19 protein-coding genes and 1 tRNA gene are annotated in these 22,114 nt (G+C 46.2%); 5 read left to right on the top strand and 15 right to left on the bottom strand.

Features of this window, described 5'->3' with window-relative positions; translation table 11 throughout:
* Window positions 1-73: 73 nt before the first annotated feature.
* The 5 genes from EII32_RS00170 to EII32_RS00150 are packed head-to-tail and all read right to left on the bottom strand — an operon-like array spanning window position 74 to window position 5,891.
* Window positions 74-1,150, bottom strand: coding sequence for an ABC transporter permease (locus EII32_RS00170; protein ID WP_125233443.1), 1,077 nt, complete (start codon window positions 1,148-1,150; stop codon window positions 74-76).
* 22 nt (window positions 1,151-1,172) lie between these two features.
* A complete protein-coding gene (locus EII32_RS00165) occupies window positions 1,173-2,237 on the bottom strand; it encodes an ABC transporter permease (protein WP_125233442.1) in 1,065 nt (354 codons plus the stop codon).
* 17 nt (window positions 2,238-2,254) lie between these two features.
* A complete protein-coding gene (locus EII32_RS00160) occupies window positions 2,255-3,718 on the bottom strand; it encodes an ATP-binding cassette domain-containing protein (protein ID WP_125233441.1) in 1,464 nt (487 codons plus the stop codon).
* A 27-nt stretch (window positions 3,719-3,745) separates the two neighbouring features.
* Window positions 3,746-4,633 (bottom strand): HlyD family secretion protein, encoded by an 888-nt coding sequence (locus EII32_RS00155; RefSeq protein WP_125233440.1) that lies wholly within the window; start codon window positions 4,631-4,633, stop codon window positions 3,746-3,748.
* A 1-nt stretch (window position 4,634) separates the two neighbouring features.
* Window positions 4,635-5,891: a TolC family protein gene (locus EII32_RS00150; RefSeq protein ID WP_125233439.1), complete on the bottom strand. Its 1,257-nt coding sequence runs from the start codon at window positions 5,889-5,891 to the stop codon at window positions 4,635-4,637.
* 162 nt (window positions 5,892-6,053) lie between these two features.
* Between EII32_RS00150 and EII32_RS00145 the strand changes: the two genes are divergently transcribed.
* Window positions 6,054-6,962, top strand: a complete 909-nt coding sequence (locus tag EII32_RS00145) for a helix-turn-helix domain-containing protein (RefSeq protein ID WP_125233438.1) — start codon at window positions 6,054-6,056, stop codon at window positions 6,960-6,962.
* 200 nt (window positions 6,963-7,162) lie between these two features.
* Here EII32_RS00145 and EII32_RS00140 read toward each other — a convergent pair whose 3' ends face one another.
* From EII32_RS00140 to EII32_RS00110, 7 genes are all read right to left on the bottom strand, one after another.
* Window positions 7,163-9,100, bottom strand: a complete 1,938-nt coding sequence (locus EII32_RS00140; RefSeq protein WP_125233437.1) for a hypothetical protein — start codon at window positions 9,098-9,100, stop codon at window positions 7,163-7,165.
* A gap of 127 nt (window positions 9,101-9,227) precedes the next feature.
* Window positions 9,228-10,268, bottom strand: a complete 1,041-nt coding sequence (locus EII32_RS00135) for a YeiH family protein (RefSeq protein ID WP_410524550.1) — start codon at window positions 10,266-10,268, stop codon at window positions 9,228-9,230.
* Window positions 10,269-10,292: 24 nt separating this feature from the next.
* Window positions 10,293-10,649, bottom strand: a complete 357-nt coding sequence (crcB, locus tag EII32_RS00130; protein ID WP_125233435.1) for a fluoride efflux transporter CrcB — start codon at window positions 10,647-10,649, stop codon at window positions 10,293-10,295.
* A gap of 70 nt (window positions 10,650-10,719) precedes the next feature.
* Window positions 10,720-12,312, bottom strand: a complete 1,593-nt coding sequence (locus EII32_RS00125; RefSeq protein WP_125233434.1) for a peptide chain release factor 3 — start codon at window positions 12,310-12,312, stop codon at window positions 10,720-10,722.
* 35 nt (window positions 12,313-12,347) lie between these two features.
* Window positions 12,348-13,205, bottom strand: a complete 858-nt coding sequence (gene rfbD, locus EII32_RS00120) for a dTDP-4-dehydrorhamnose reductase (RefSeq protein ID WP_125233433.1) — start codon at window positions 13,203-13,205, stop codon at window positions 12,348-12,350.
* Window positions 13,206-13,221: 16 nt separating this feature from the next.
* Window positions 13,222-13,800: a DUF4924 family protein gene (locus EII32_RS00115; protein WP_125233432.1), complete on the bottom strand. Its 579-nt coding sequence runs from the start codon at window positions 13,798-13,800 to the stop codon at window positions 13,222-13,224.
* Between the two features lie 80 nt (window positions 13,801-13,880).
* Window positions 13,881-14,546 carry a LysE family translocator gene (locus tag EII32_RS00110; protein ID WP_125233601.1) on the bottom strand — a complete coding sequence of 222 codons (666 nt, stop codon included), beginning with the start codon at window positions 14,544-14,546 and terminating at the stop codon, window positions 13,881-13,883.
* Between the two features lie 208 nt (window positions 14,547-14,754).
* Between EII32_RS00110 and EII32_RS00105 the strand changes: the two genes are divergently transcribed.
* Entirely contained in the window at window positions 14,755-15,735 is a 981-nt protein-coding gene (locus EII32_RS00105; RefSeq protein WP_125233431.1) for an ROK family protein, read from the top strand.
* 501 nt (window positions 15,736-16,236) lie between these two features.
* Window positions 16,237-16,407: a hypothetical protein gene (locus EII32_RS11990; protein WP_158611086.1), complete on the top strand. Its 171-nt coding sequence runs from the start codon at window positions 16,237-16,239 to the stop codon at window positions 16,405-16,407.
* Between the two features lie 140 nt (window positions 16,408-16,547).
* On the opposite strand, the gene EII32_RS00100 is transcribed toward EII32_RS11990, so the two are convergent.
* Together EII32_RS00100 and EII32_RS00095 are read right to left on the bottom strand one after the other, a co-directional pair.
* Window positions 16,548-16,620: transfer RNA gene (locus EII32_RS00100), tRNA-Lys, on the bottom strand.
* Window positions 16,621-16,889: 269 nt separating this feature from the next.
* The gene (locus EII32_RS00095) at window positions 16,890-19,193 is read right to left on the bottom strand and encodes an NADP-dependent malic enzyme (protein WP_125233430.1); all 2,304 of its coding nucleotides are present in this window, start codon (window positions 19,191-19,193) and stop codon (window positions 16,890-16,892) included.
* A 278-nt stretch (window positions 19,194-19,471) separates the two neighbouring features.
* On the opposite strand from EII32_RS00095, the gene EII32_RS00090 reads away from it, so the two are divergent.
* On the top strand, window positions 19,472-20,290 hold the full coding sequence (locus EII32_RS00090; RefSeq protein WP_125233429.1) for a DUF3298 domain-containing protein: 819 nt from the start codon (window positions 19,472-19,474) through the stop codon (window positions 20,288-20,290).
* A 120-nt stretch (window positions 20,291-20,410) separates the two neighbouring features.
* Here EII32_RS00090 and trxA read toward each other — a convergent pair whose 3' ends face one another.
* Window positions 20,411-20,896 carry a thioredoxin gene (trxA, locus tag EII32_RS00085; RefSeq protein WP_125233428.1) on the bottom strand — a complete coding sequence of 162 codons (486 nt, stop codon included), beginning with the start codon at window positions 20,894-20,896 and terminating at the stop codon, window positions 20,411-20,413.
* 206 nt (window positions 20,897-21,102) lie between these two features.
* Here trxA and EII32_RS00080 point away from each other — a divergent pair, with 206 nt between their 5' ends.
* Window positions 21,103-21,972 carry a helix-turn-helix domain-containing protein gene (locus EII32_RS00080; RefSeq protein ID WP_125233427.1) on the top strand — a complete coding sequence of 290 codons (870 nt, stop codon included), beginning with the start codon at window positions 21,103-21,105 and terminating at the stop codon, window positions 21,970-21,972.
* The last annotated feature ends 142 nt before the right edge of the window (window positions 21,973-22,114 follow it).

Genomic DNA, 22,114 nt, shown 5'->3' with positions numbered 1-22,114 from the left:
TGTTCTATGTCAGATACAAAGGTAGTGAAAAAATCCGATTAACAAGCACGCAATCAGTATCTTCAAACAAATTTCATTGATTTTTCCTATAACTCGTCACAGCCCATACGTTTATCAGTACGGCAATGACGGCGAGGACGGATAACCGGGGTAATATGCTGCCAAACGTTCCACCACGCACGAATACAGTGCGCATGGCATCAATGAAATAACGCATGGGGTTGACCGTGGTTAATAGTTGTGCCCAATGCGGCATGCTCTGAACCGGAGTGAAAAGCCCGCTGAGAAGAATGCAGCACACCATGATGAACCACATTACAAACATTGCCTGTTGCATTTGATTGCTGTAATTGGAGACTGTCAGACCTATTCCGCTGAACACGAGTGCGAGAAGCATAACCAAAAGGTAAATGAACAAAACGTTACCGGCGGGAGTGAAACCGTATATAATCCATGAAAGTAACAAACACGCACTGACAACAAACAGTCCGACAATCCAATATGGGATTAGTTTGGCAAGAATAAACTCCCACTTCCTCACCGGTGTAACGTTAATTTGCTCTATGGTTCCGGCCTCCTTTTCGCCCACGATGTTCAGTGCAGGCATGAAGCCGCACATCATTACTATGAGGACTGCCGTAAGAGCCGGTATCATGAAAAGTTTGTAATCTTGATGTTTATTATATAGAATATTGTCTATAATTGATAATTGGGTTAGACTTTCCTGTTCTCGCCCGGTAATCCGAGCCAGATATACAGTACCCATCATTCCCTTTGTGCCGTTTACACTGTTAGCGGTGATATACACCTGCGGCATCATTCCATTTATCATGTCGCGCTCATAATGTCGCGGTATTACAACAATGACATCTGTCTCGTCTTTCTCCATCAGCAAACGGGCATTATCGTACGACGACACCATACCGCAGAACTTGAAATACTCCGAATGTTCTATGCGGTGGACTATACGCAGCGAAGTCTGACTGCGATCGTTGTCCACTATGGCAACTTTTACGTCCTTAATCTCCATGCTCGTTATCCACGGCGCGACACATATCAGTACGATAGGGAAAAGCACTATCATACGGGGCAGAAAAACATTGTGGCGCATCTGTATCAACTCCTTGCGTATCAAATATTTCAATCTCATTGGTTCATGTTTTCATTATCAATCATTCCAATCTCGTCTTGAACTTGACGAGTGCCGTGCCAAGTATTAGCAACGTCATAGCTGCCATTATCGATATTTCCTTTATTGCCATCTGCCACGGCACACCCATTATCATTAGTTTCTTAATTGCGGAAATGAACCATCGCGCCGGCATTGCACAAGAAATCCACTGCAATATATCCGGCATGCTCTCTGTTGGATATATCATACCCGAGAACAGAATACTCGGCATTAGCAGCAACATGCCCGAGACAAGCATCGCAACCAACTGACTCTTTGCAGCAACACTTATGAGAATTCCTGACGAGAGTGCAAGCAGGATATAGAGCATCGAAACGAGGAATATCGCCATAAGATTTCCTGAAAGCGGAACATCGAGAACATTATGACTTAGCAGAAGTATGGTTGCGAGTATCACAAGCGACAAAAGAAAATAAGGAACTGCCTTGCCCATGATTATAAGCACAGGTCGCACGGGAGAAACAAGGAGCGCCTCCATCGTGCCACGCTCTTTTTCCCTGACTATGCTGACAGAGGTCATCATCGCGCAGATTAGCATAAGGAGAACTCCCATTATGCCGGGAACAAAATTGTATGCCGACTTCATCTGAGGGTTATACAGCATTCGCGAGACAACTGGTTGCGACGACGGATTGACAATAACCTGACGCATGTATGCCGTGCGCATCAAGGCAGTATTCGGATCTGTGCCGTCAACAAGCAACTGAATGACACACTCCTGAGGATTGGCGGAGTACCGGCGCGAAAACACCAAAGCCATATCCGCCCGTTGGTCACGCATAAGACGTTCTGCCGCTGCCGCATTCTCCACTATATATAGCACATTGAAATACGGCGAGGCATCAATCTTGTCTGTCAACTGTTGTGTACCGCCGCATGCCGATGGAGCCACAACAACCACGCGCACGTCTCTGACATCTGTGGATATGGCAAAGCCGAAAAGTAGAAGCATTACCACCGGCATGCCGAACAATATCGTCAGCGTCAGCCTGTCACGAAGTATGTGTCTCGTTTCCTTTATTACGAATGAAATAAACTGTCGCATAACATCATTTGTTTCTTTTAGTTACCCGAAAGACGAACGAAAAGGTGATTCATGTCGGGCTGCCCAAACTTCCTCAACAGTTCCTCCGGTGCACCGAGAGCCTTTATCTCGCCTCCCGCCATTATGGATATGCGGTCGCAATATCCTGCCTCGTCCATGTAGTGCGTGGTCACAAACACCGTTATTCCATCACTTGCCGCCTCATAGATGAGTTCCCAGAACTGCCGCCTCGCTGCCGGATCTACCCCTCCCGTAGGTTCGTCGAGGAACACCACCTCCGGCTCGTGTATTATACTTACAGAGAAAGCGAGTCGTTGTTTCCGGCCAAGAGGAAGCGACCCTACAAGCGAATCTCCTTGTCCCGACAAGTCAAGTCGATTCAGCAGGGCTTCTCCCTTTTCTTTTATACGTGCCGGTTTCATACCATATATTCCGCCAAAGAGACGTATGTTATCAATCACCGTCATGTCATCGTACAGCGAGAATTTCTGACTCATATATCCAATGTTGCGCTTTATCAGCTCATGCTCCGTGGCACAGTCGAATCCTGCCACCGTGGCATGTCCCGATGTCGGCCGGCTCAATCCGCACAATATGCGCATAGCGGTGGTTTTGCCTGCACCGTTGGCTCCGAGGAAACCGAATATCTCGCCTCGTCTCACACGGAAAGAAATGCGGTTGACGGCACGGAATTTACCAAAATCCTTCACCAAATCTTCAACGATAATTACATCTTCCTGCGGCGACTGCCTCCGCGGTAAAGTATAACGGGGCGTGACGGGAGTGAAAATTTCTTTGAACCGAGTGAGTATCTCACCGGGCGTTCCGATGCCGCGCAATTCGCCATCGGAAAGGAATGCCACACGGTCGCAATGCTTTATCTCATCAAGATATGGTGTGGAAACAATAACAGTCATGCCGCGCTCTCTCAATCTGCATATCATTGTCCAAAATTCAACGCGGCTCACCGGATCGACACCCGTGGTAGGTTCGTCAAGCAACAGCACGTTCGGGTTATGCACAAGGGCACAACAGAGGGCAAGTTTCTGTTTCATACCACCGGACAACTGTCCTGCCGGTCGCTTTCGGAACTGTTCTATATGTCCGTAAATATCCTTTATACTGTCATAACCTGCCTCAACGGTGGTACCGAAAAGGGTGGCGAAGAAATCAAGATTTTCCTCAACAGACAAATCCTGATATAACGAAAAACCGCCCGGCATATAACCCACACGACGACGTATTTCTGCCGTATGCGTCTTTGTTGAAAAACCGTCAACAAGGCATGAGCCTTCAACGACTGCCCCTTTGTCGGTTCCGTCGGGAAGGAGCAGTGTGGCAATGATACGGAACAGCGTGGTTTTGCCCGAACCGTCGGGACCTGTCAATCCGAACACTTCACCGCTCCTTATATCCAACGACACGTCGTGCAATGCTCGCAGACTGCCGTAATACTTGGATACTCTGTAAATTTCAACCATTTGCGTCACAATTAAGATGGCAGTGGTTCAGAACCTTACCTCGCCATACATTCCTATCTTTACATACCCGTCATTCTTAACTCTTATCTTAACGGCATATACCTGATCGGCACGTTCGTCATCTGTGAGAATGTTCTTGGGTGTAAACTCGGATCGGCTGCTAATCCACGTAACGACACCATCATATTCATGCTTTGTGCCACCACCATAGTCGGAGAAAACCTTTACATTCTGTCCGATCTTCACTCGCGACAATTTCACCGATGTTATGTATGCACGCAAATACATATTTTGCGTGTCGGCAATTTTGAAGAGCGGTTTACCCACGGTGACAAATTCTCCTTGCTCGGCATATTTTTCGAGTACAGTGCCGGCAATCGGAGTCGTGATGTAACATTTCCTCAACTGATCAAGCACTTGCAACCGCTGTATTTCAGCAGCTCCCACCTGCGAGTCGATGCTCCGCGCGATGTTTCCGAGTGACGATTTTTGTGCTTCCAACTGCTTTCGCAACACATCCAACCGGCTCTGTGCGTCTTCAAGTTGTTTGCGGTTGGCGGCATCGTCCTTTACCAGATGTCCGAACCGCGCCACTTCCCGCTCCGCCTCTGCAATCTGCCGGCGTGTGGCTGCGACCTGTTTCCGCATGTCGGGACGTTGGTTGGCAATGCTCTCTCGGTTGGCTCCCAACTGTCTTGCTTTCAGTGTTAGTTGCACCGTGTCTATCACCCCTGCCTGACGGTCTCGTTCCAAAAAATCACCCTCTGTAATGTCGAATGTCATCAACCGTCCCGATTGCTCGGCACTAACCATTATTTCCGTTGCCTCGAACGTTCCCGTTGCATCATATTCTTTATTTCCCGACGAACATGCCGCCGCCATTACGGTTGTCAATAATAAAAAAAACTTTCTCATATCAGTTGTTGTTTATCGTTTTCAGTTCATAGACTGCTTGCAACATCTTCACCTCATGAATGTCACGCTGCAATCTTGCCTCACTAACTGCATTTATGTCGCGCAACATCTCGTTTACCGTCTCTATGCCGCCCCGTACCCGCTTCTCGCTATTGCTCCGTATGTTCTCGCGCAGGCGGATTATCTCATCGTCCATTACAATCTGTTTACGCAGGTTCTCTATCAGTCCGTTTGCATGCTGTTCTTGCATTCTATGGTTGAAAAGAAAGGTGGCACGTTCGGTCTCTGCCTGCCATCGTTCCATTTCTATGAGCCTGCAATTGTTCTTCCATGTATATATTGCACCAATGTTCCACGACACCGTTGCTCCCACCTTGTAATATGCGTCCCAACCCTTTTTGAGCATGTTGAGACCGGGATTGCCGAATCCGCCTTGCAGAAAAACACCCACTCGGGGGCGTAACGAAGCATCGAGCGACCGCCGGCGGGCATCGAGTAATCGCTGTTTTGCATCATATAGCAACAGTTCGGGACGGTTGTTGCCCAATGTCACGAGTGTATCGTCCGGCTTTTGCAATCTTGCCAAGTCATCAATCGGAATGCCGGTGAACGTCGAGAGCATTCTCGAGTACGTTTGGCGCATCGTATGCAGCGTTGCTTTCTGTTGTCTTGCACGTATCTGTTCCACCATCACCGCATCAACATCGGTTCGGTTGGCAATACCTGCGGCAAACATTGACTCAACCGTTTTCAGCCCCAGCCGGAGGTCGTCTTGCAGCAATTCATTCCGGTCAAGTTGCACATCAATGAGCAAAATGCCGAAAAACAGTTGGGTCACGCGTTCCCGTATGCCGTACATCGTGACATTTATTTGCTCGCGCAAAACATCGTTATATGCCGTGCCAACACCCTTTCCGGTTGCAATCGTGCCACCGTCATATATTGTCTGACTTACCATTATATGCGTATCGTATTGGTAGCGAGACAGTCCTTCATATTCTGCCCCAAACATTTTGGCATCGATTGGCAGTCGCGTAACGTCGCTCTGATATGTGGCACGCCCCGACACCGACACTTGCGGCAACCAACCTTTGGCCACATTCGACAATGTGAAATCGCGACTCTGCTCCAACAGCGCATACTGCTTTATGTAAGGATAATTTGCACGCGCACGCTCCAATGCTTCGTCAATGGTCAGTTGTGCACATACGGGGAGACAGCAAGCCGTGAGAAACAATATTAAAGCATTTTTCATCATTCTTTTTCATACATTTTTTATTGGGTGTAAAGTTATGCCGATTTATACGGGTTGTCAATATCCAATTTTAGCACTTTATGTTCTTTAAGTACGAAATATCGTAAAAAATAATGCAGAATAAGCATTGTTTGCTATCTTTGCATCGAAAAAGTCATAAATGTCATGTCAAAACAACAGCCACAGAGAATTCCAATTTCGAGTTTGCAGGAATTGCTTGAAAGCGGGATAAGGATTGACGGAATACAGCCTTTTGTATTTCCGAATTTCGCAGTGCTTCACAGAGTGAACAGCAATCAGGTAATAAAGGGAATGTTTTCGATGAATGTACCATACAGAGTTGATGATTTCAGATTCCTGTTTTTTCATCAAGGAAATGTCAGGATCGTGGCAAACCTGCTCGAAGTTGAAGTGTCCGGTGGCACAATAGGATTCATGGGCAACGGCGGAATAGTTCAGTTTGAGGACATATCGCCGTCGGTAGAGGTATCGGGAATTGTGTTGAAAGGAGATTTCCTGAATGTTGTAATGAACGGACATCTGCCAAATGCCCTCAATGGCAGTGTGCGCAATTTTTATGTCAAGGTAAAAGAAAACGAGATGGAAATTGTGGAACGAATGATTGTAACAATGAGAATGATTCTCGAAGATGCCGACTGCAACAGCAAATCGGTGGCATCGTTGCTGGCAGCCGCAATAAACTATATCTGCTCCTTGTACGAACGCTACGGCAACTGTCACCGGGAAACACAGACAAGGGTGCAGGATATGTTCAAAAAGTTTATCGTTCTCGTAAACGAACACGGCTCAAGGCATCACACACTCGATTTCTATGCCGACCGTTTATGCGTTACGAAACGCTACCTCGGCACTCTCGTACATAAAGTAAGCGGGGTAAAGGCGAAAGAGTGGATAGATAGAGCCATAATAACCGATGCAAAAGTGGCTCTCAAACATTCCGACATATCTGTATCGCAACTATCGGAAGAACTCCGTTTTCCAACTCCTTCTTTTTTCTGCAAGTTTTTCAAACGAATGACGGGAACCACCCCTGCGGGATACAGGAGTGAATAATGGAAAGCCGCAGACTGTTGGAACGGAGGGCTGTCGTAGCACCGCGATGAGCAAAACCGCCGGTATTGCATGGGAAAACCGCCGAAATTGAAAAGCAAATTCGGCGAAATTATCACTCAATTCCGCCGAATTTGCTTTATAAACGATGGTGTGATGCCACGGAAAAGAACTTTCTCCGCAGGATACTTCCCGACAAGTTGTTATTTATTAATAATTTTGACGGTCTTTACCGTTCCGTCTTCCATACGCGTCTTTTTGATGAGAAGTCCCTTGGCGGCGGCATTTGTCCTGCGTCCCTGCATGTCATGGTAAACGACATCGACAACGGCAGTGCCTGTTTCGTTTATGCCCGTCACTTCCGGATGTATTGTAGTCCAGCGTATGGGTGTTTCGTTTTTCTTGCCTCCTCCATTGTATATGCTCTTCACTCCGAAGCGTTTCCATGACGCAACGTTGTTGGTATTTATGAATACGGTGTGGTAGTCGCCCTCGTTGAATATGGTTCTGTTATTGGAGTTGAAATCGTATGGCATTGTTGTCATGTCACTGTCAAGACAGTAATACGCAGATGTGAACACATAAGGAGTAGTTTTGTCGTCGCCTTTGTCAACAAACAGTTCGTAACTTAGTTTGCTCGGCATGATGTATTCGTCTATATCGTCTTTTGCATAGACATAAAACGTAACGAAATATTCGCCCATCGCATTCATTTCGAACGTGTTAACGTCCGGAAGTTCGGGGGTTGTCGCCACGTCTTCCATGAACGTTATCTCCGCGTCTTCATAATTGTCATAGTTAGACAAACCTGTATCGCTGGTCTCGTCGGCAAAGTCTATGCGGTATGCATCGGCTGTGTATATAAGGTTTTCGGAGTTGTATTTGAACTCCACGTTGCCTTCCGGGTTGAAATAGTAGTGTTGTACTTCATTCGATCCCGGCACGATAAACTCTCCGATGTACTTGTCGGCCGTGAATGTTGCGACGTCGTCCTTCATCGTTCCCTTGAGCCAAGAATACGGGAAACGGCTTGCCAGTCCGCTGATGTATATGTTTTCGCCATCGACCGCCACCTTTACGATGCGCTTCTCTTCGTCGTTATCATAGTTTGCGTCTTCCACGTTAAGTACACACTCTCGCGGAGTAAGCCCTGCGGGCAACGTGTCTGCCTCCAACAAACTGAACCAACCTATCGCGCTCTCGTGAATCTCGCCTCCTCCGCTGTATATCGCTTTCACGCCGATTCGGTTCCATGCGGTGTATTCCATCAACAAATCGATGTCGCATGTGTATATGTTTTTATTGTCCGAGAACAGATATGGTATCTCCGTCATGTTTTCCGACAGGGCTGTATATTCGCTCTTTTGCAGAGTGACGGGAGCCATGGCATGGCGATTGTCGGAGTAAATTTTGTAACTTACCTTGGATGCCGCCATTGCGTTTCCGTTCATGTCAACCAGAGGAATGGTGAAAAGCAGCCTCGGGGCGGCTCCCGACTTGCTAATAAATATTTCGTTAACATGCGGCGTCAAAGGGGTGCCCCCACGCTCTATAACCTTGAGAAACTCAGTTCTGGTGTATATTGAAAACGGAGAAAATTTATTGTCGTTGTCATTGATTAGAACAAGTTGCTTGGTTGACATGCTTTTTTCTTCTGCATCATAGTCGAACACAACGTCTTTCAGAGTCTTTGCAAACGGGTCATAACCGGCAAAATACATGTTGATGTATCCACCCGACACACCCAAAAACTGACCGGAAGCGAACGTAATCTTGCTGCCGCTGACAGTTCCTTTTATCCATGCGTTTGGAATATGTACGCACAAACCTTGCACATATATATCGTTCCCGCTGAAACCTATGGCCAGCACGCTGCTCTCTGTCTTGCCGTCAACATCGGTGGCCATGAATACATAGTCCTCGGTCTGCATGCCTTCCGGCGGCGTTACCGGAGTTGCGACTTTGCGCGGAGCCTGTCCCGTGTCTGTGTTTTCTCCTGCATTCCGTGCGTCCTTCATACCGGAACGCGAATAATTTTTCAAAGCATCTGACATTGGCGACATCTTCCCGACAAACGGGTTCTGTGCAAATGCTGCCGCAGAAAGAAATACAGCGACAAGCGTAAGTAAACTTTTTTTCATAAGCATGTTGTTAGTTTTGATAGTATTATATTGAATTTAAAACGTATTAAAAATCACTTTAAACATGCAAACTTACAAAATTTACCTAACAAACGAAAAGAAAAACAAGTTTTTTTACAATTTATCCTCAATAGTTCATAACGGGAACAAACCACTTTGCCATGGCATATCCGCCTCCGACAAGCCAGACATACAGTATTGCCGCCAACAAAAACGGTTTGAAACCGGCTTGTTTGAACTTGTCGATACCCGTCTCTGCGCCCAGTGCCGTCATGGCCATTGTGAGCAGAAAGGTGTCGATGATGTTAATGAAATCTACCAACGAGGCAGGCAGAAGGTTCAGTGAGTTGAATCCTATCACTGCCAAGAACAGTATGGCGAACCATGGTATCGATATGTTTACTTTGTCCTTGTTGCCGCCTGCGATGTTTCGCTTTACATAACGGGCAGTGAAAAAAGTTATGACGAGCAGTACCGGAACGAGCATCATAACACGAATCATCTTGACGATTATGGCAGTGCTCGCTATCTCCTGCCCCATTGCATTGCCCGCGCCCACCACATGTGCCACCTCGTGTACGGTGCTGCCGGTAAATATACCCATCTCGTCGAGAGGAAGATTGAATATGCCAGCACGATAAAGTATCGGATAAAGGAACATCGACAGCGTGCCGAATATAACCACCGTAGATACGGCTACGGCCGTTTTATACGGTTTGGCGTGTATCGCTCCCTCGCAACCGAGAACCGCCGCGGCACCGCAGATGGCACTGCCGGTAGATGTGAGCAGGGCGATGGAACGGTCCATCTTGAGCAGTTTGCCAACGAGCATGCCTATGAGTATGGTTGCCGTGACGACCACTGCATCAATTACGATGGCAGAAAATCCAACTGCCGTAACATCTTGGAACGTCAATTTGAAACCGTAAAGAATGATTCCGGTACGCAATATCCGCTTGGAACAAAACTTTATTCCCGGCACCCAAGTATCCGGTAGATTGTTGCGCAGACTGTTGGCGTAAATCATTCCGAGGATAATACCGACAATCATCGGAGAGAAAGAGACGGCCTTTACAAAATCCATCTCGCCGATGTAGAATGCAGCACATGCAAACAGCGTCATCAAAAGCACGCCGTGAAGCATGGAACTTCTTTTTTCGCTTATCATTATATTATTTCTTTATATTTAAAATCATTCACTAATTTTAAGTCCGGCATATACTGCCATCAATCCCGCGGCAACACTCATGCCGACATACGCGGCGAAAAGCAGTGCCTCGCCGGAACGCATCATGCGGAACGACTCGTATGCAAAGGTGCTGAAAGTGGTAAAACCTCCGCAGAAACCGGTAACGAGCAACAGTTTCATGTCGGCAGATAAGATTCCGCGACCGACAATGCCCGTGAGCAGTCCGATGAGCAACGACCCGATGACATTTACCATGAAAGTATCCCACGGCATGTCTCCGGAGAGCCATCTCGAAACAAGATAGCGTCCCACCGAACCGGCAGCACCACCGAGAGCCACAAGAACAATGCCTCGTATCATACCGTCACAAAACATATTTTGCATCTTAATGTCACTTCATAATAAATGCCGAAAAGGCATTGAAGCGACATCAGAACTCACTCGTGAAATGGAATTTTATTTTCTTGAAATCCTCTTGCGCCATCTGCAGAACGTAACTGCTGTCGGCAAGGAATACGTCCCGTCCCTCTTTGTCGAGTGCCATGTACTGGAATTTGCGTTTCTTGAAATTGTCAAGTTCTGCCACATCGTCGCTCTCTATCCAACATGCTTTGTAAAGATGAACCGGTTCCCAGCGGCATTTGGCGTTGTACTCATTATCAAGGCGATATTGTATTACCTCGAACTGCAACTGCCCCACGGTACCGATAATCTTTCTTCCGTTGAATTGGTTTACGAAAAGTTGCGCCACTCCCTCGTCCATGAGTTGGTCTATACCCTTTGCCAGTTGTTTGGATTTCATCGGGTCGTCGTTCTCGATATACTTGAACATCTCCGGCGAGAAAGACGGCAGTCCGCGGAAATGCAACTGTTCACCCTCTGTCAGCGTGTCTCCAATCTTGAAGATACCGTTGTCCGGCAGTCCCACAATGTCTCCCGGCCATGCTTCGTCTATTGTACTCTTGCGCTGTGCCATGAACTGTGTGGGCGACGAGAAACGTACCGTCTTGCCATGTCGCACATGCAGATATGGCCGGTTACGCACGAACTTGCCGCTACACACCTTGCAAAATGCTATGCACGAGCGGTGATTGGGGTCGATGTTTGCCGTTATCTTGAATATGAATCCCGTGAATTTCTTTTCCTCCGGCTTCACCATTCGTTCTTCTGCCATGGTTTCCTTGGGACTTGGTGCTATCTCCACGAAACAGTTGAGCAGTTCTTGAACGCCAAAATTATTCAGTGCCGAGCCGAAGAACACCGGTGCCACATCGGCCGAGCGATATGTTTCCACCTCGAACTCGGGGTACACACCGTCAACAAGTTCAAGGTCGTCGCACAGCCTTGCGGCATCTTGTTCTCCCACGAAATCGGCAAGCATGGCAGCATCGTTTATGTAAACCTCCACCTTCTCGGTAACACGCTGCTTGTCGGGGGTAAAAAGGTCGAGTTTCTTCTCATATATGTTATACACCCCTTTGAATTTCGCGCCTTGGTTGATGGGCCACGACAGCGGGCGTACTTTTATCTCAAGTTCTTGTTCCAGTTCGTCGAGCAGGTCGAAAGGGTCGCGTCCCTCACGGTCCATCTTGTTTATGAAGATGATTACCGGAGTGTTTCGCATTCGGCACACGTTCATCAATTTGCGCGTCTGTGTCTCCACTCCCTTTGCGCCGTCAACCACTATTATAGCCGAGTCAACGGCGGTCAGCGTGCGGTAAGTGTCCTCGGCAAAGTCTTGGTGTCCGGGAGTGTCAAGGATGTTCACCTTGTATGGTTCCTCGCTCTTTCCCGTAGGTGGAACATAGTCGAACTCCATTACAGAGGTGGACACCGATATTCCGCGCTGTTTTTCTATGTCCATCCAGTCGCTGGTGGCAGTTTTCTTTATCTTGTTGTTTTTAACTGCACCCGCCACTTGTATCTGTCCGCCGAACAATAGGAATTTTTCGGTGAGCGTTGTCTTTCCCGCATCAGGGTGCGATATTATCGCGAACGTTCTTCTTCTTTCTATCTCTGTCATCTGTTTATGTTTTATAAGTCCGTCGGAAATCCGTATCAATCCGCCGACAATTCGCGAATGCAGTCGACGAGCGACTCCTCCCAATACGGCACTTCCATGCCGTACGTCTGTTTTATCTTTGTCTTGTCGAGTACCGAATATGCGGGTCGTCTCGCCGGCGTGGGGTATTCCGTGGTATGTATTGGCATCACTTGGCACGAATTTATGCCCGCAATGCGGTGTATTGCCTTTGTGAAATCATACCATGATATTACTCCTTCGTTCGAAAAATGGTATGTTCCGGGTACTATGCCTTTCGTTATTGCCGTCATTATGACATTTGCAAGGTCGCGCGCATAGGTCGGAGTTCCGATTTGGTCGAATATTACCCCGAGCCGCTCTTTCTCTTTCCCGAGTCTTATCATTGTCTTTACGAAATTGTTTCCATAGGAAGAATAAAGCCATGCCGTGCGTATTATCATTGCCTTCGAGCATGCTTTCGCCACCGCGAGTTCTCCTTCCAATTTCGTAGAGCCGTATACACTGTCGGGCGAAGGTGTGTCGGTCTCGGTGTATGGTGTGTGCTTTGTTCCGTCGAAAACATAATCCGTGCTTATCTGTATAATCCAGCCGCCGCGACTTTCCACCGCCGCAGCAAGATAAGACGGTGCCGTAGTGTTGAGCAGTTTGCATGTTTCGGCATTGCTTTCCGCCTTGTCAACAGCGGTATATGCCGCGCAGTTTACTATACCGTCTATTTTTTTCTCCCGCACCATCTGCTCTATTGCAGTGCGGTTGGTAATGTCAAGTTCTGCCACATCGGTGTTTATCCAATTATGCTCCGGGTGTTCCGCCTCAAGGCGTTGCATCTCGCAACCCAACTGTCCGTTGCAACCTGTAACAAGTATATTCATATTCAATCGTCAATTATCAAGTGTCAAACTCCAATCCTTCTTCCCTGTCTTTTTTGTAATAGTCGGAAAGCATTCCTATGAACGTTGTTATCTCTTTTATCGCATGCAGGGTATTCTGACTTATCTCTTTCTTCTGCAACCGCAACATCATCGTTCCATAAAGTGCGTTGAAACACGTCTCGATTTCGTTTTCATCGTTTTCTTTTGTATCAGAGTGCCCGTCGTCAGACTGTGTCCGCCGGTTTCTAAGTTCTACTATGAACGGCAACACCTTATAGTATTCCGATGTGTAAAACGGGAATTTTGAACTTTCGAGCAACTGTCCGTGCAGTTCGATGAGTTGCATCATTACCACTTTGTTTATCTGCAAGTGTCCTCTCTCCCGGCACCCTTCCTGATTTACCATTCTTATAAGGTCTCCATACCAATCGGTAAGTTCCTCTTTCTTCTCCTCGTTGTAATCGAACTGCGATATATAGTCTCTTCGCAATGCCGTCAACGAGCAGTCGTATGCCCGTATGATGTCCTCCACCTGCCACATATACAACAGGTATTCTGCTATGTTATCCTTTCTTAATTGTCGGGAAATAAACATTTTTACAAAAAGAATTTATATTAAAAGAATGCCCTCACGTCAATCAGTACCGACGAATATCGTACTGCCGGTGCCGATGTTCAGTGCAGGTGATAGATATTGAAAATTGTTCCGAACATTATCAATATGGATAAAACGATTACGGCAGAGCCGATGACACGGTTGATTATGACAATGCCGCCGGTGGTAAAATTGCCTCGAATCTTATCTACAAGCCATGTCAGCCCGAACCACCACAGCAATGCACCGAGTACGATGCTCAAATAGCCGACACACATTTCTATCGGATGATTCGGCACAACGAATGCAAACTGGGCATAACAACCCATGAACAGAAAGATTATCAGCGGGTTGGAGAATGTCACGAAGAATGCCGTCACTCCGTTATGCACAAGCGATCCCTTGTTCTTTCCACTCTGGTGCATCTTTTTTGTGGGGTTGCTCTTGAAACAATATATGCCGAAAAAGAGCAACATTATACTGCCACTTATCTGTAAATAGAAAAGATTGCGCCCTTGCTCGATGAACTCCATAACGAAACTCATACCCAGACCGGTAATGAGAGCATAAATAATATCGCTGACAGACGCGCCAACACCGGTGACAAGTCCGTACCAACGCCCTTTATTCAAAGTGCGCTGAATGCAAAGGACACCGACCGGCCCCATCGGAGCAGATGCCAAGATGCCTATCAATATCCCCTTGAACATCAAACTCAATATGTCTATTTGAAAAGGAAATTGCATAATGGCTGCAAAGGTACACATTTTAATTCAAAATAAAAGACTGCCGAATGATATTTTTTGTAAATGCAATATATTTAGCAAGCAAATAGCAAAAAATATGTTAACTCGTTTGATTTAAACAATCACTATATGTATTTATTTCTCTTTTCTTTATTATCTTTGCCCACAAGAAACGAATTTAAGGTAAAAACAGATATAATTCTTTATTATGAATTTACAAACAGAAATTAAACCGTATGTAATCGGTTTGGACTTGGGAGGAACGAACTCCGTTTTCGGCATTGTCGACGCAAGAGGCGACATAAAGGCAACCACAGCCATAAAAACGCAGGGGCACGACAGTGTGGAGAAATATGTGGATGCATGCGTAGAGGCGCTGCAAGTAATCATTGACCAAGTGGGAGGACTCGAACTCATCAAAGCGATGGGTATCGGGGCACCAAACGCAAATTTCTATAAAGGCACAATAGAATATGCACCAAACATTGCATGGGCACACGAGGGTATTGTACCGCTCGGGGAAATGTTCTCCGAAAGGCTCGGCGGAATACCCGTCGGACTGACTAACGATGCCAACGCCGCTGCCGTGGGCGAGATGATATACGGCGTGGCACGAGGAATGAAGAACTTCATCGTAATAACACTCGGCACGGGAGTTGGTTCCGGCATTGTAATAAACGGACAAGTCGTGTATGGCTGCGACGGCTTTGCCGGCGAACTCGGACATGTCACGATGGTACGCGAAAACGGACGCATGTGCGGCTGCGGCCGACAAGGATGTCTCGAAGCTTACTGCTCGGCAACGGGAGTGGCGCGCTCGGCACGCGAAATTCTCGCAAGAACCGAAGAACCTTCGCTGTTGCGGGAAATTGAACCGGAGAAAATAACATCGCTCGAAGTATCTGTTGCAGCCAACAATGGCGATGACATAGCAAAAAAGATATATGAGTTCACGGGCGAAATGCTCGGAAAGGCATGTGCCGACTTTGCCGCATTCTCAAGTCCGGAGGCATTCATATTCTTCGGAGGAATGACAAAAGCGGGCGAACTGATCATGGAGCCGATAAGGCGTTCATACGAAGAGAACGTGATGAAAATTTTCCGTGGAAAGGCAAAATTCCTCATCAGCGGTCTCGACGGGTCGTCGGCAGCCGTTCTCGGGGCATCTGCCATAGGCTGGGAAATATGATGTTTCGCCGAAATGGCATTTCTTTGTATCCCAATGTTTTACACAACTCCGAGTTCAACATTAACAAATAACTTTGTGAACAGAGAAGCGGCAAAACGATAAAAGAAAACAAATTCAAAGTATCGTACTACCAAAAACGAGGTACGAAATACAAAAATACTCCGGTTCGGGATAATCCCAAAAAGCGAAAGTTGTTCGGATTATCCCGAATTTTGGTGTTCTATATATTACTTGTTGGTTGAATTGAATATCCAAAAGCGACAGAGAAATAGAATATGGACGACTTTCTCCAACTCAACGATCACCTTATGATGATACGAAATCATGCCAAACAGCCACAAGGACTCTTCACAAGAATGGCTGCAAAGGTTTCCGCCTTTGTCATGTTACAATATTTCAATTTTATCAACAATAAACCTATATGCCAAATTAAAAATGATTTATTATAACTCAACCAATAGATTTAACCCAAATCGGTCATTAGACCGCATTTGCTTAGATTTGCCATTGCCGTTACGCTTCCCAACTGCTTTAGCCCGCTTGCTGACATCTGAGCATCCTTTTCATCTCGACGTAGCCCGCTACGCCTTCGATGAAAAGGCTGCACATCTGCTCAACAAACGAACAAAATCGGTTGAGGGTTCTAATGACCGATTGGGGTTTAATCAATGATTTAAATCCGCTTGCAAGGTTTGAACTTTGCTTGTAATCATTGTGATGATTGTAAAAAAGTATAAATTTGGCATTCAAAATGTTTATAATCAAGATAAAAACAGACGGAAATTCCTTATTTTCAGAATTTCCGTCCGTTGTACGCCTGCAGGGGTTCGAACCCTGGACACCCTGATTAAGAGTCAGGTGCTCTACCAACTGAGCTACAAGCGCGTCCTTTTTTTGCAATCAAAAACACGATTTCCGAATTGCGAGTGCAAAGGTAGTGCCTTTTTTCGTAATCTCCAAATATTTCCTTTTATTTTTCAAAAAAAACTTTCCGCATACATTTCATTTAATATTTGAGAATTTCATTTACCATTTTCGGCACGGCAATTCCATCGAAATTGTAAAGCAAAACAGGTGGAATTGCTTTACAATTTCGGCAGAATTACACTGCAAATCCGGCGAGATTGGCATTCACGCACAATGTTGCAGTTGTTCTATTCACAACATTCTCCCATGCAACTCTTTATCTTATAGACGTATGCGTCTATTACTGCCACTGCCGTGATGTTCACGATGTCGCGTACAGAACTGCCGAAGTCGGTAAAATGTATGGGCTTGTTCAGTCCTATTTGTATCGGTCCTATTATTTCGACATCGGGTGCCAACGTCTGCAACAACTTGTAAGACGAACGTGCACTCGCGAGGTTCGGGAATATCAGAGTGTTCACATCTTTTCCTTTCAGACGCGTGAACGGGAATAGAGCATCGCGTTGCTCCCTGTCGAGAGCAAAGCCTATCTGCAATTCCCCGTCAACGACCATTCCGGGATTTTCCCTGTGCAACTGCGCCACGGCATTCCTTACCTTTCTTGAACCATCGGAATTGTCGCTGCCGAAGTTCGAATGACTGACAAGTGCAATTACCGGTTTCTCGTTGAAAAAACTCACCGCTTTGCAACTAAGTCTTGCCAAATCAACCATTTCCTGCGTGTTCGGGTCACTGTTTATCAGCGTATCGGCAATGTATAAGGTTCCTTTTGAAGAGTTTATTATGTGCATTGTCCCGAAATTTCCATACTCCGGGCGTATTCCTATCACCTCCTTTGCCACCTTCGTCGTATTCGAGTATTTTGTGTAAAGTCCCGTGATGAAAGCATCTGCCTCTCCCGTCTCCACCATCATCATTCCGAAGTAGTTGTGTTCGAACATCTTGTCGCTTGCCTCATCGAATGTATATCCGTCGCGTTGTAGTTTTTGAGTCAGTATCTTCGCATATCTTTCTCTGCGTTCTGCCTCCTTGTCGTTTCGCGAGTTTACAATTTCCATTCCGTCGAGCGACAGGTCAATTTCCGCCGCCAGTTTGGTTATGCGCTCTTCGTTGCCGAGAAGTATCGGATGACAGATGCCTTCCGCTTTTGCTTGTACGGCTGCACGAAGCATTGTCGGGTGTGTTGCCTCGGCAAACACCACCCTCTGCGGGTGCGCACTCGCCGTGGAATATATCTTCTGTGTGAGTTTTGTCTTCAGTCCGAGCATTACGCTTAGCGAGTTTTTGTATTCCTCCCAATCGTCAATGGTTCTCCTCGCCACTCCGCTTTCTATTGCTGCCTTTGCCACGGCAGCCGACACTTCGGAGATGAGACGCGGATCGACAGGCTTCGGTATGAAATATTCTCGCCCGAATTTCAGGTTGTTTACCTTATATACATCATTTACCACGTCAGGTACGGGCTGCTTTGCCAAGTCGGCAATGGCGTGTACTGCCGCCATCTTCATCTCCTCGTTGATGGCACTTGCATGAACATCGAGTGCTCCTCTGAAGATGTATGGGAAACCTATTACGTTGTTTATCTGGTTAGGATAGTCTGTTCTGCCCGTTGCCATCAGCGTGTCGGGGCGTGCTTCCAAGGCATCCTCGTACGATATTTCAGGTACGGGATTTGCGAGTGCGAATATTATGGGGTTCTTTGCCATGGTCTTCACCATCTCCTTTGTAAGCACATTACCCTTCGACAGCCCCACAAACACGTCGGCACCGCTTACTGCCTCGGCGAGCGTGTGTATGTCGCGACGGTCGGTTGCGAAAAATCTTTTCTGTTCGTTCAGGTTCTCGCGGTCGGTTGTTATTACTCCTCTCGAGTCTAACATCATTATGTTTTCCTTGCGTGCGCCAAGTGCCATGTACAATTTTGTACAACTTACGGCTGCCGCTCCGGCTCCGTTCACCACAATTGTCACGTCTTCTATATTCTTTCCGGCAACCTCCAAAGCGTTCTTGAGCCCTGCGGCAGATATTATCGCCGTGCCGTGTTGGTCGTCGTGCATTACCGGAATGTCAAGTGTACGTTTCAGTCTTTCCTCTATGTAGAAGCACTCCGGTGCCTTGATGTCTTCGAGGTTTATCCCTCCGAACGTCGGAGCAATTCTCTCCACAGCCTCACAAAACTTCACGGGGTCTTTCTCGTCGACCTCAATATCAAACACATCGATACCCCCGTAAATCTTAAAAAGCAGTCCCTTGCCTTCCATTACGGGCTTACCGCTTACCGCACCTATGTCGCCAAGCCCAAGTACTGCCGTCCCGTTGCTTATCACTGCCACGAGGTTACCCTTGTCGGTATATCTGTATGCGGCATCAGGATTGTCTTGTATTTCAAGGCATGGGAAAGCCACCCCCGGCGAATATGCCAGACTGAGGTCTGTTTGTGTACGGTGAGCCTTTGTGGGTCTCACTTCTATCTTGCCCGGTCTTCCATTTTCATGGTATGCCAAGGCTGCTTCTTTTGAAATCTTTACCATAAACACCTATGTTTTTTTCGTTATGTTCTCATTAAAATTTGTTTTGCACGCAAGCATTATAAACTTTCGGCAAAGTTACGAGTTATCGTGATAATACTGCCACCATAATCATCAAAAAAAATCGTTAAGCCGCAATAAATATTAAATTATACGACGAAAAATTTCATTAAATCAAAATTATTATTTACATTCGCAGACAACAATTTAATTTCGATGCGGAACGTCTACCGCAAAAATAATCAAAAATTGACATACAAACCATTAAAACACATATTGATATGAATATCCAAAAGACTTTGCTGCTCGCCTGCATGTCGGCGGTTTTCGCAGCAATGCCCGCAACGGCACAGCACAAAACCAAACAGAAGAAAACGGGAATCTCGGTGGAGCACCGCCTCTATGAAGGTGAAAGTTTTTTCAAAGCCAAAATCAAAAGACCGCTTTATGCCGATCAGAGATGGAGTATCATGTGGCCTGAAAACGGAGTGAACTGCAACGTAAAGAAACTTCAGGAAGCGATAATCGCTTCTTTGTCAGACAAGCATTACCCTTCCATTGATGCCTTTGTATCTTTCATGGAGAACAATTTTGCAGGCAACGGCGAATGGCAGAAAGTTGCGGAGATGGTTGAAACAGAAACCTCTTTCGATTGCGAAGATGAATATAATCCTTTCCCGCAGTCGATCGCGTATAATGTCGAGACAACCGAGACGGGATGCGAAGGCATAGCCACTTATCGCATAAGCGATGTGTACGACCTTGGTTCGGGAGTCGGCGCAGGAATTCTTTTCGATGATAGATATATTATGTACGACCTTTACACCGGACAAGTTGTCAAATACGAGGACATCTTCAAACAAGGAAGTGAGGAGGCTGTCGCAAGGTTGCTGAAGACCAACGCAGTAAATCTCAATGATTACAAAACGCTTATCAATGCCGATTTTCCTCCGGTACACAAAGACAATTTCTACTTGGATCATAACTACAAGACGGCTTTTTTCATATACGGCAAATATGAAGTGGCTTCCGGAGTAGACGGAGTGGTAAAACTCGGACTCTCGTTCGATGACTTGAAACCTTTTATGAAAGGCAGATAAAAAACATTAGAGAGTTCAGGCTGCGTCTTGTCTGTCATGATACGCGGAACCGTCATAAACAAAACAAGCCTCTGCCCAAACTCTCGAATGCCCAAATTCGCATAAAGATACGGCAACGGGTTACTTACCCTGAGACAGCAATACTTTCTGTATCGTTGAGTCCATGTCGCCTTTGCTCATCGCACCCTGCATAATGGTGGGTTGTCCTTCCTTTGGAATGAACAATAATGTCGGTATCGAACGGATGCCGAACACTGCGGCAAGTTCTTGTTGCTTGTCAACATCTATCTTGTAGAAATCCACCTTGCCGTCGTATTTCTCCGACATCTCGTCTATTATCGGAGACAACATTTTGCACGGTCCGCACCATGTTGCGTAGAAATCCACCACTGCCGGCTTATCGCCTTCGAATTCCCATGACTGCGGTTTCTTCTCATAGTCGAATACTTTCTTCTTAAACTCTTGTACATTCAGTTCCATAATTTTTCCTTTCTTTTCTTTGTTGTTAATTGTTTCCTTGTCACTCGCAGCCCCTGAGTTTGTTTTCGAGGTGCAACCTGTTGTCAGCGCAATCAGCGCAATCAGAATAATCGTAATCTTCTTCATCTTTTTATTCTTTGTTTTGTGCAAAGATATAATGTTTTGTCAGTACGCCAGTTATACAAAAGGTACAAAACATGGTAATATAAGGACAAAGAATTAGAAAAACAACAAAATGTCCTTAATATACCATAAAGATTCCATAAAATACGAGTTGGTTCAAATATTAAACCGTAATTTTGTAACAAACAAGACAATAAATACAGAAAATCATGCAAATAAACCAGTTGATACAATCGGCACCGGAAGCCGCATGCGATTCTTCTTTCGAATTTTGCATCTCCGACTTGAAATCGGTATCTGAAGGAAATAACGATATGTTCAGACCGCATACCAGCCAATGTTACCGGATAATTTGGTTTACAGGAGGCGAAGGCGAGTTTGAAGTAGATTCCGTATGCTACCGGTTTTCGTCGGGAGCACTGTTTTTTCTGAATCCCGGACAGGTGAACTCTTTCGTCGAAGGCAAAACTCCGGGCGGTACGGGCATTCGTTTCTGCGAGCAATTTTTAAGCGATGAGAGTACAATGGAGAGCATTTTCCTGAAATATGACTTGTTCGACACCGGCGACCGAGTGCCTTATATAATAATAAGTGAAGAAGAACGGAACACTCTGCTGACACTGCTCGACTCCATACGGCAGGAACTTAACCGCAATGAAGCATTCGCACACAAAGACTACCTGCAGCACCTGCTACACCTTTTCCTTATTACCATACAGCGCAGAGGTAACGACACAAACGAGAAAAGACTGTGCATAAACTGTCAGGCAGACCGTTTGTTCGTGCGCTTCCGCCAGCAATTGGAACATCATTTCCGCGAGAAACATACGGTACAAGACTATGCCGAACTGCTCAACGTATCGGCAAAGACACTTACGAGAGGAGTTGCGGAAGCTGCAAAAACAACACCGCTGAAAGTAATAAATCAACGGCTGACAGTCGAGGCGCGCCGTCTGCTGCAGTATTCTGACATGAAAGTAAAGGAAATCGGCTATCACCTCGGCTTCGAAGACCCGTCAAATTTCGTGAAATTCTTCAAACGTCAGACCGGCAAAATGCCGTCATCGTTCAGAGAATAAAAAGCATCGGCACGCTTTAAGACAATGGTATATACACTACATTACATGGTATATTAAGGACTTTCATTTTTTTACACACCGCAACTGTCCTTAATAAACCATAGATTGTCTTTCTTTAACATTGCGGTTTTCTTGTGTCGTA

Origin of the sequence: Prevotella sp. OH937_COT-195 (assembly GCF_003932845.1) — a bacterium.
GTDB lineage: Bacteria > Bacteroidota > Bacteroidia > Bacteroidales > Bacteroidaceae > Prevotella.
Note: the sequence above shows the minus strand (reverse complement) of the source record. Positions and strands in the feature narration are given on the sequence as shown.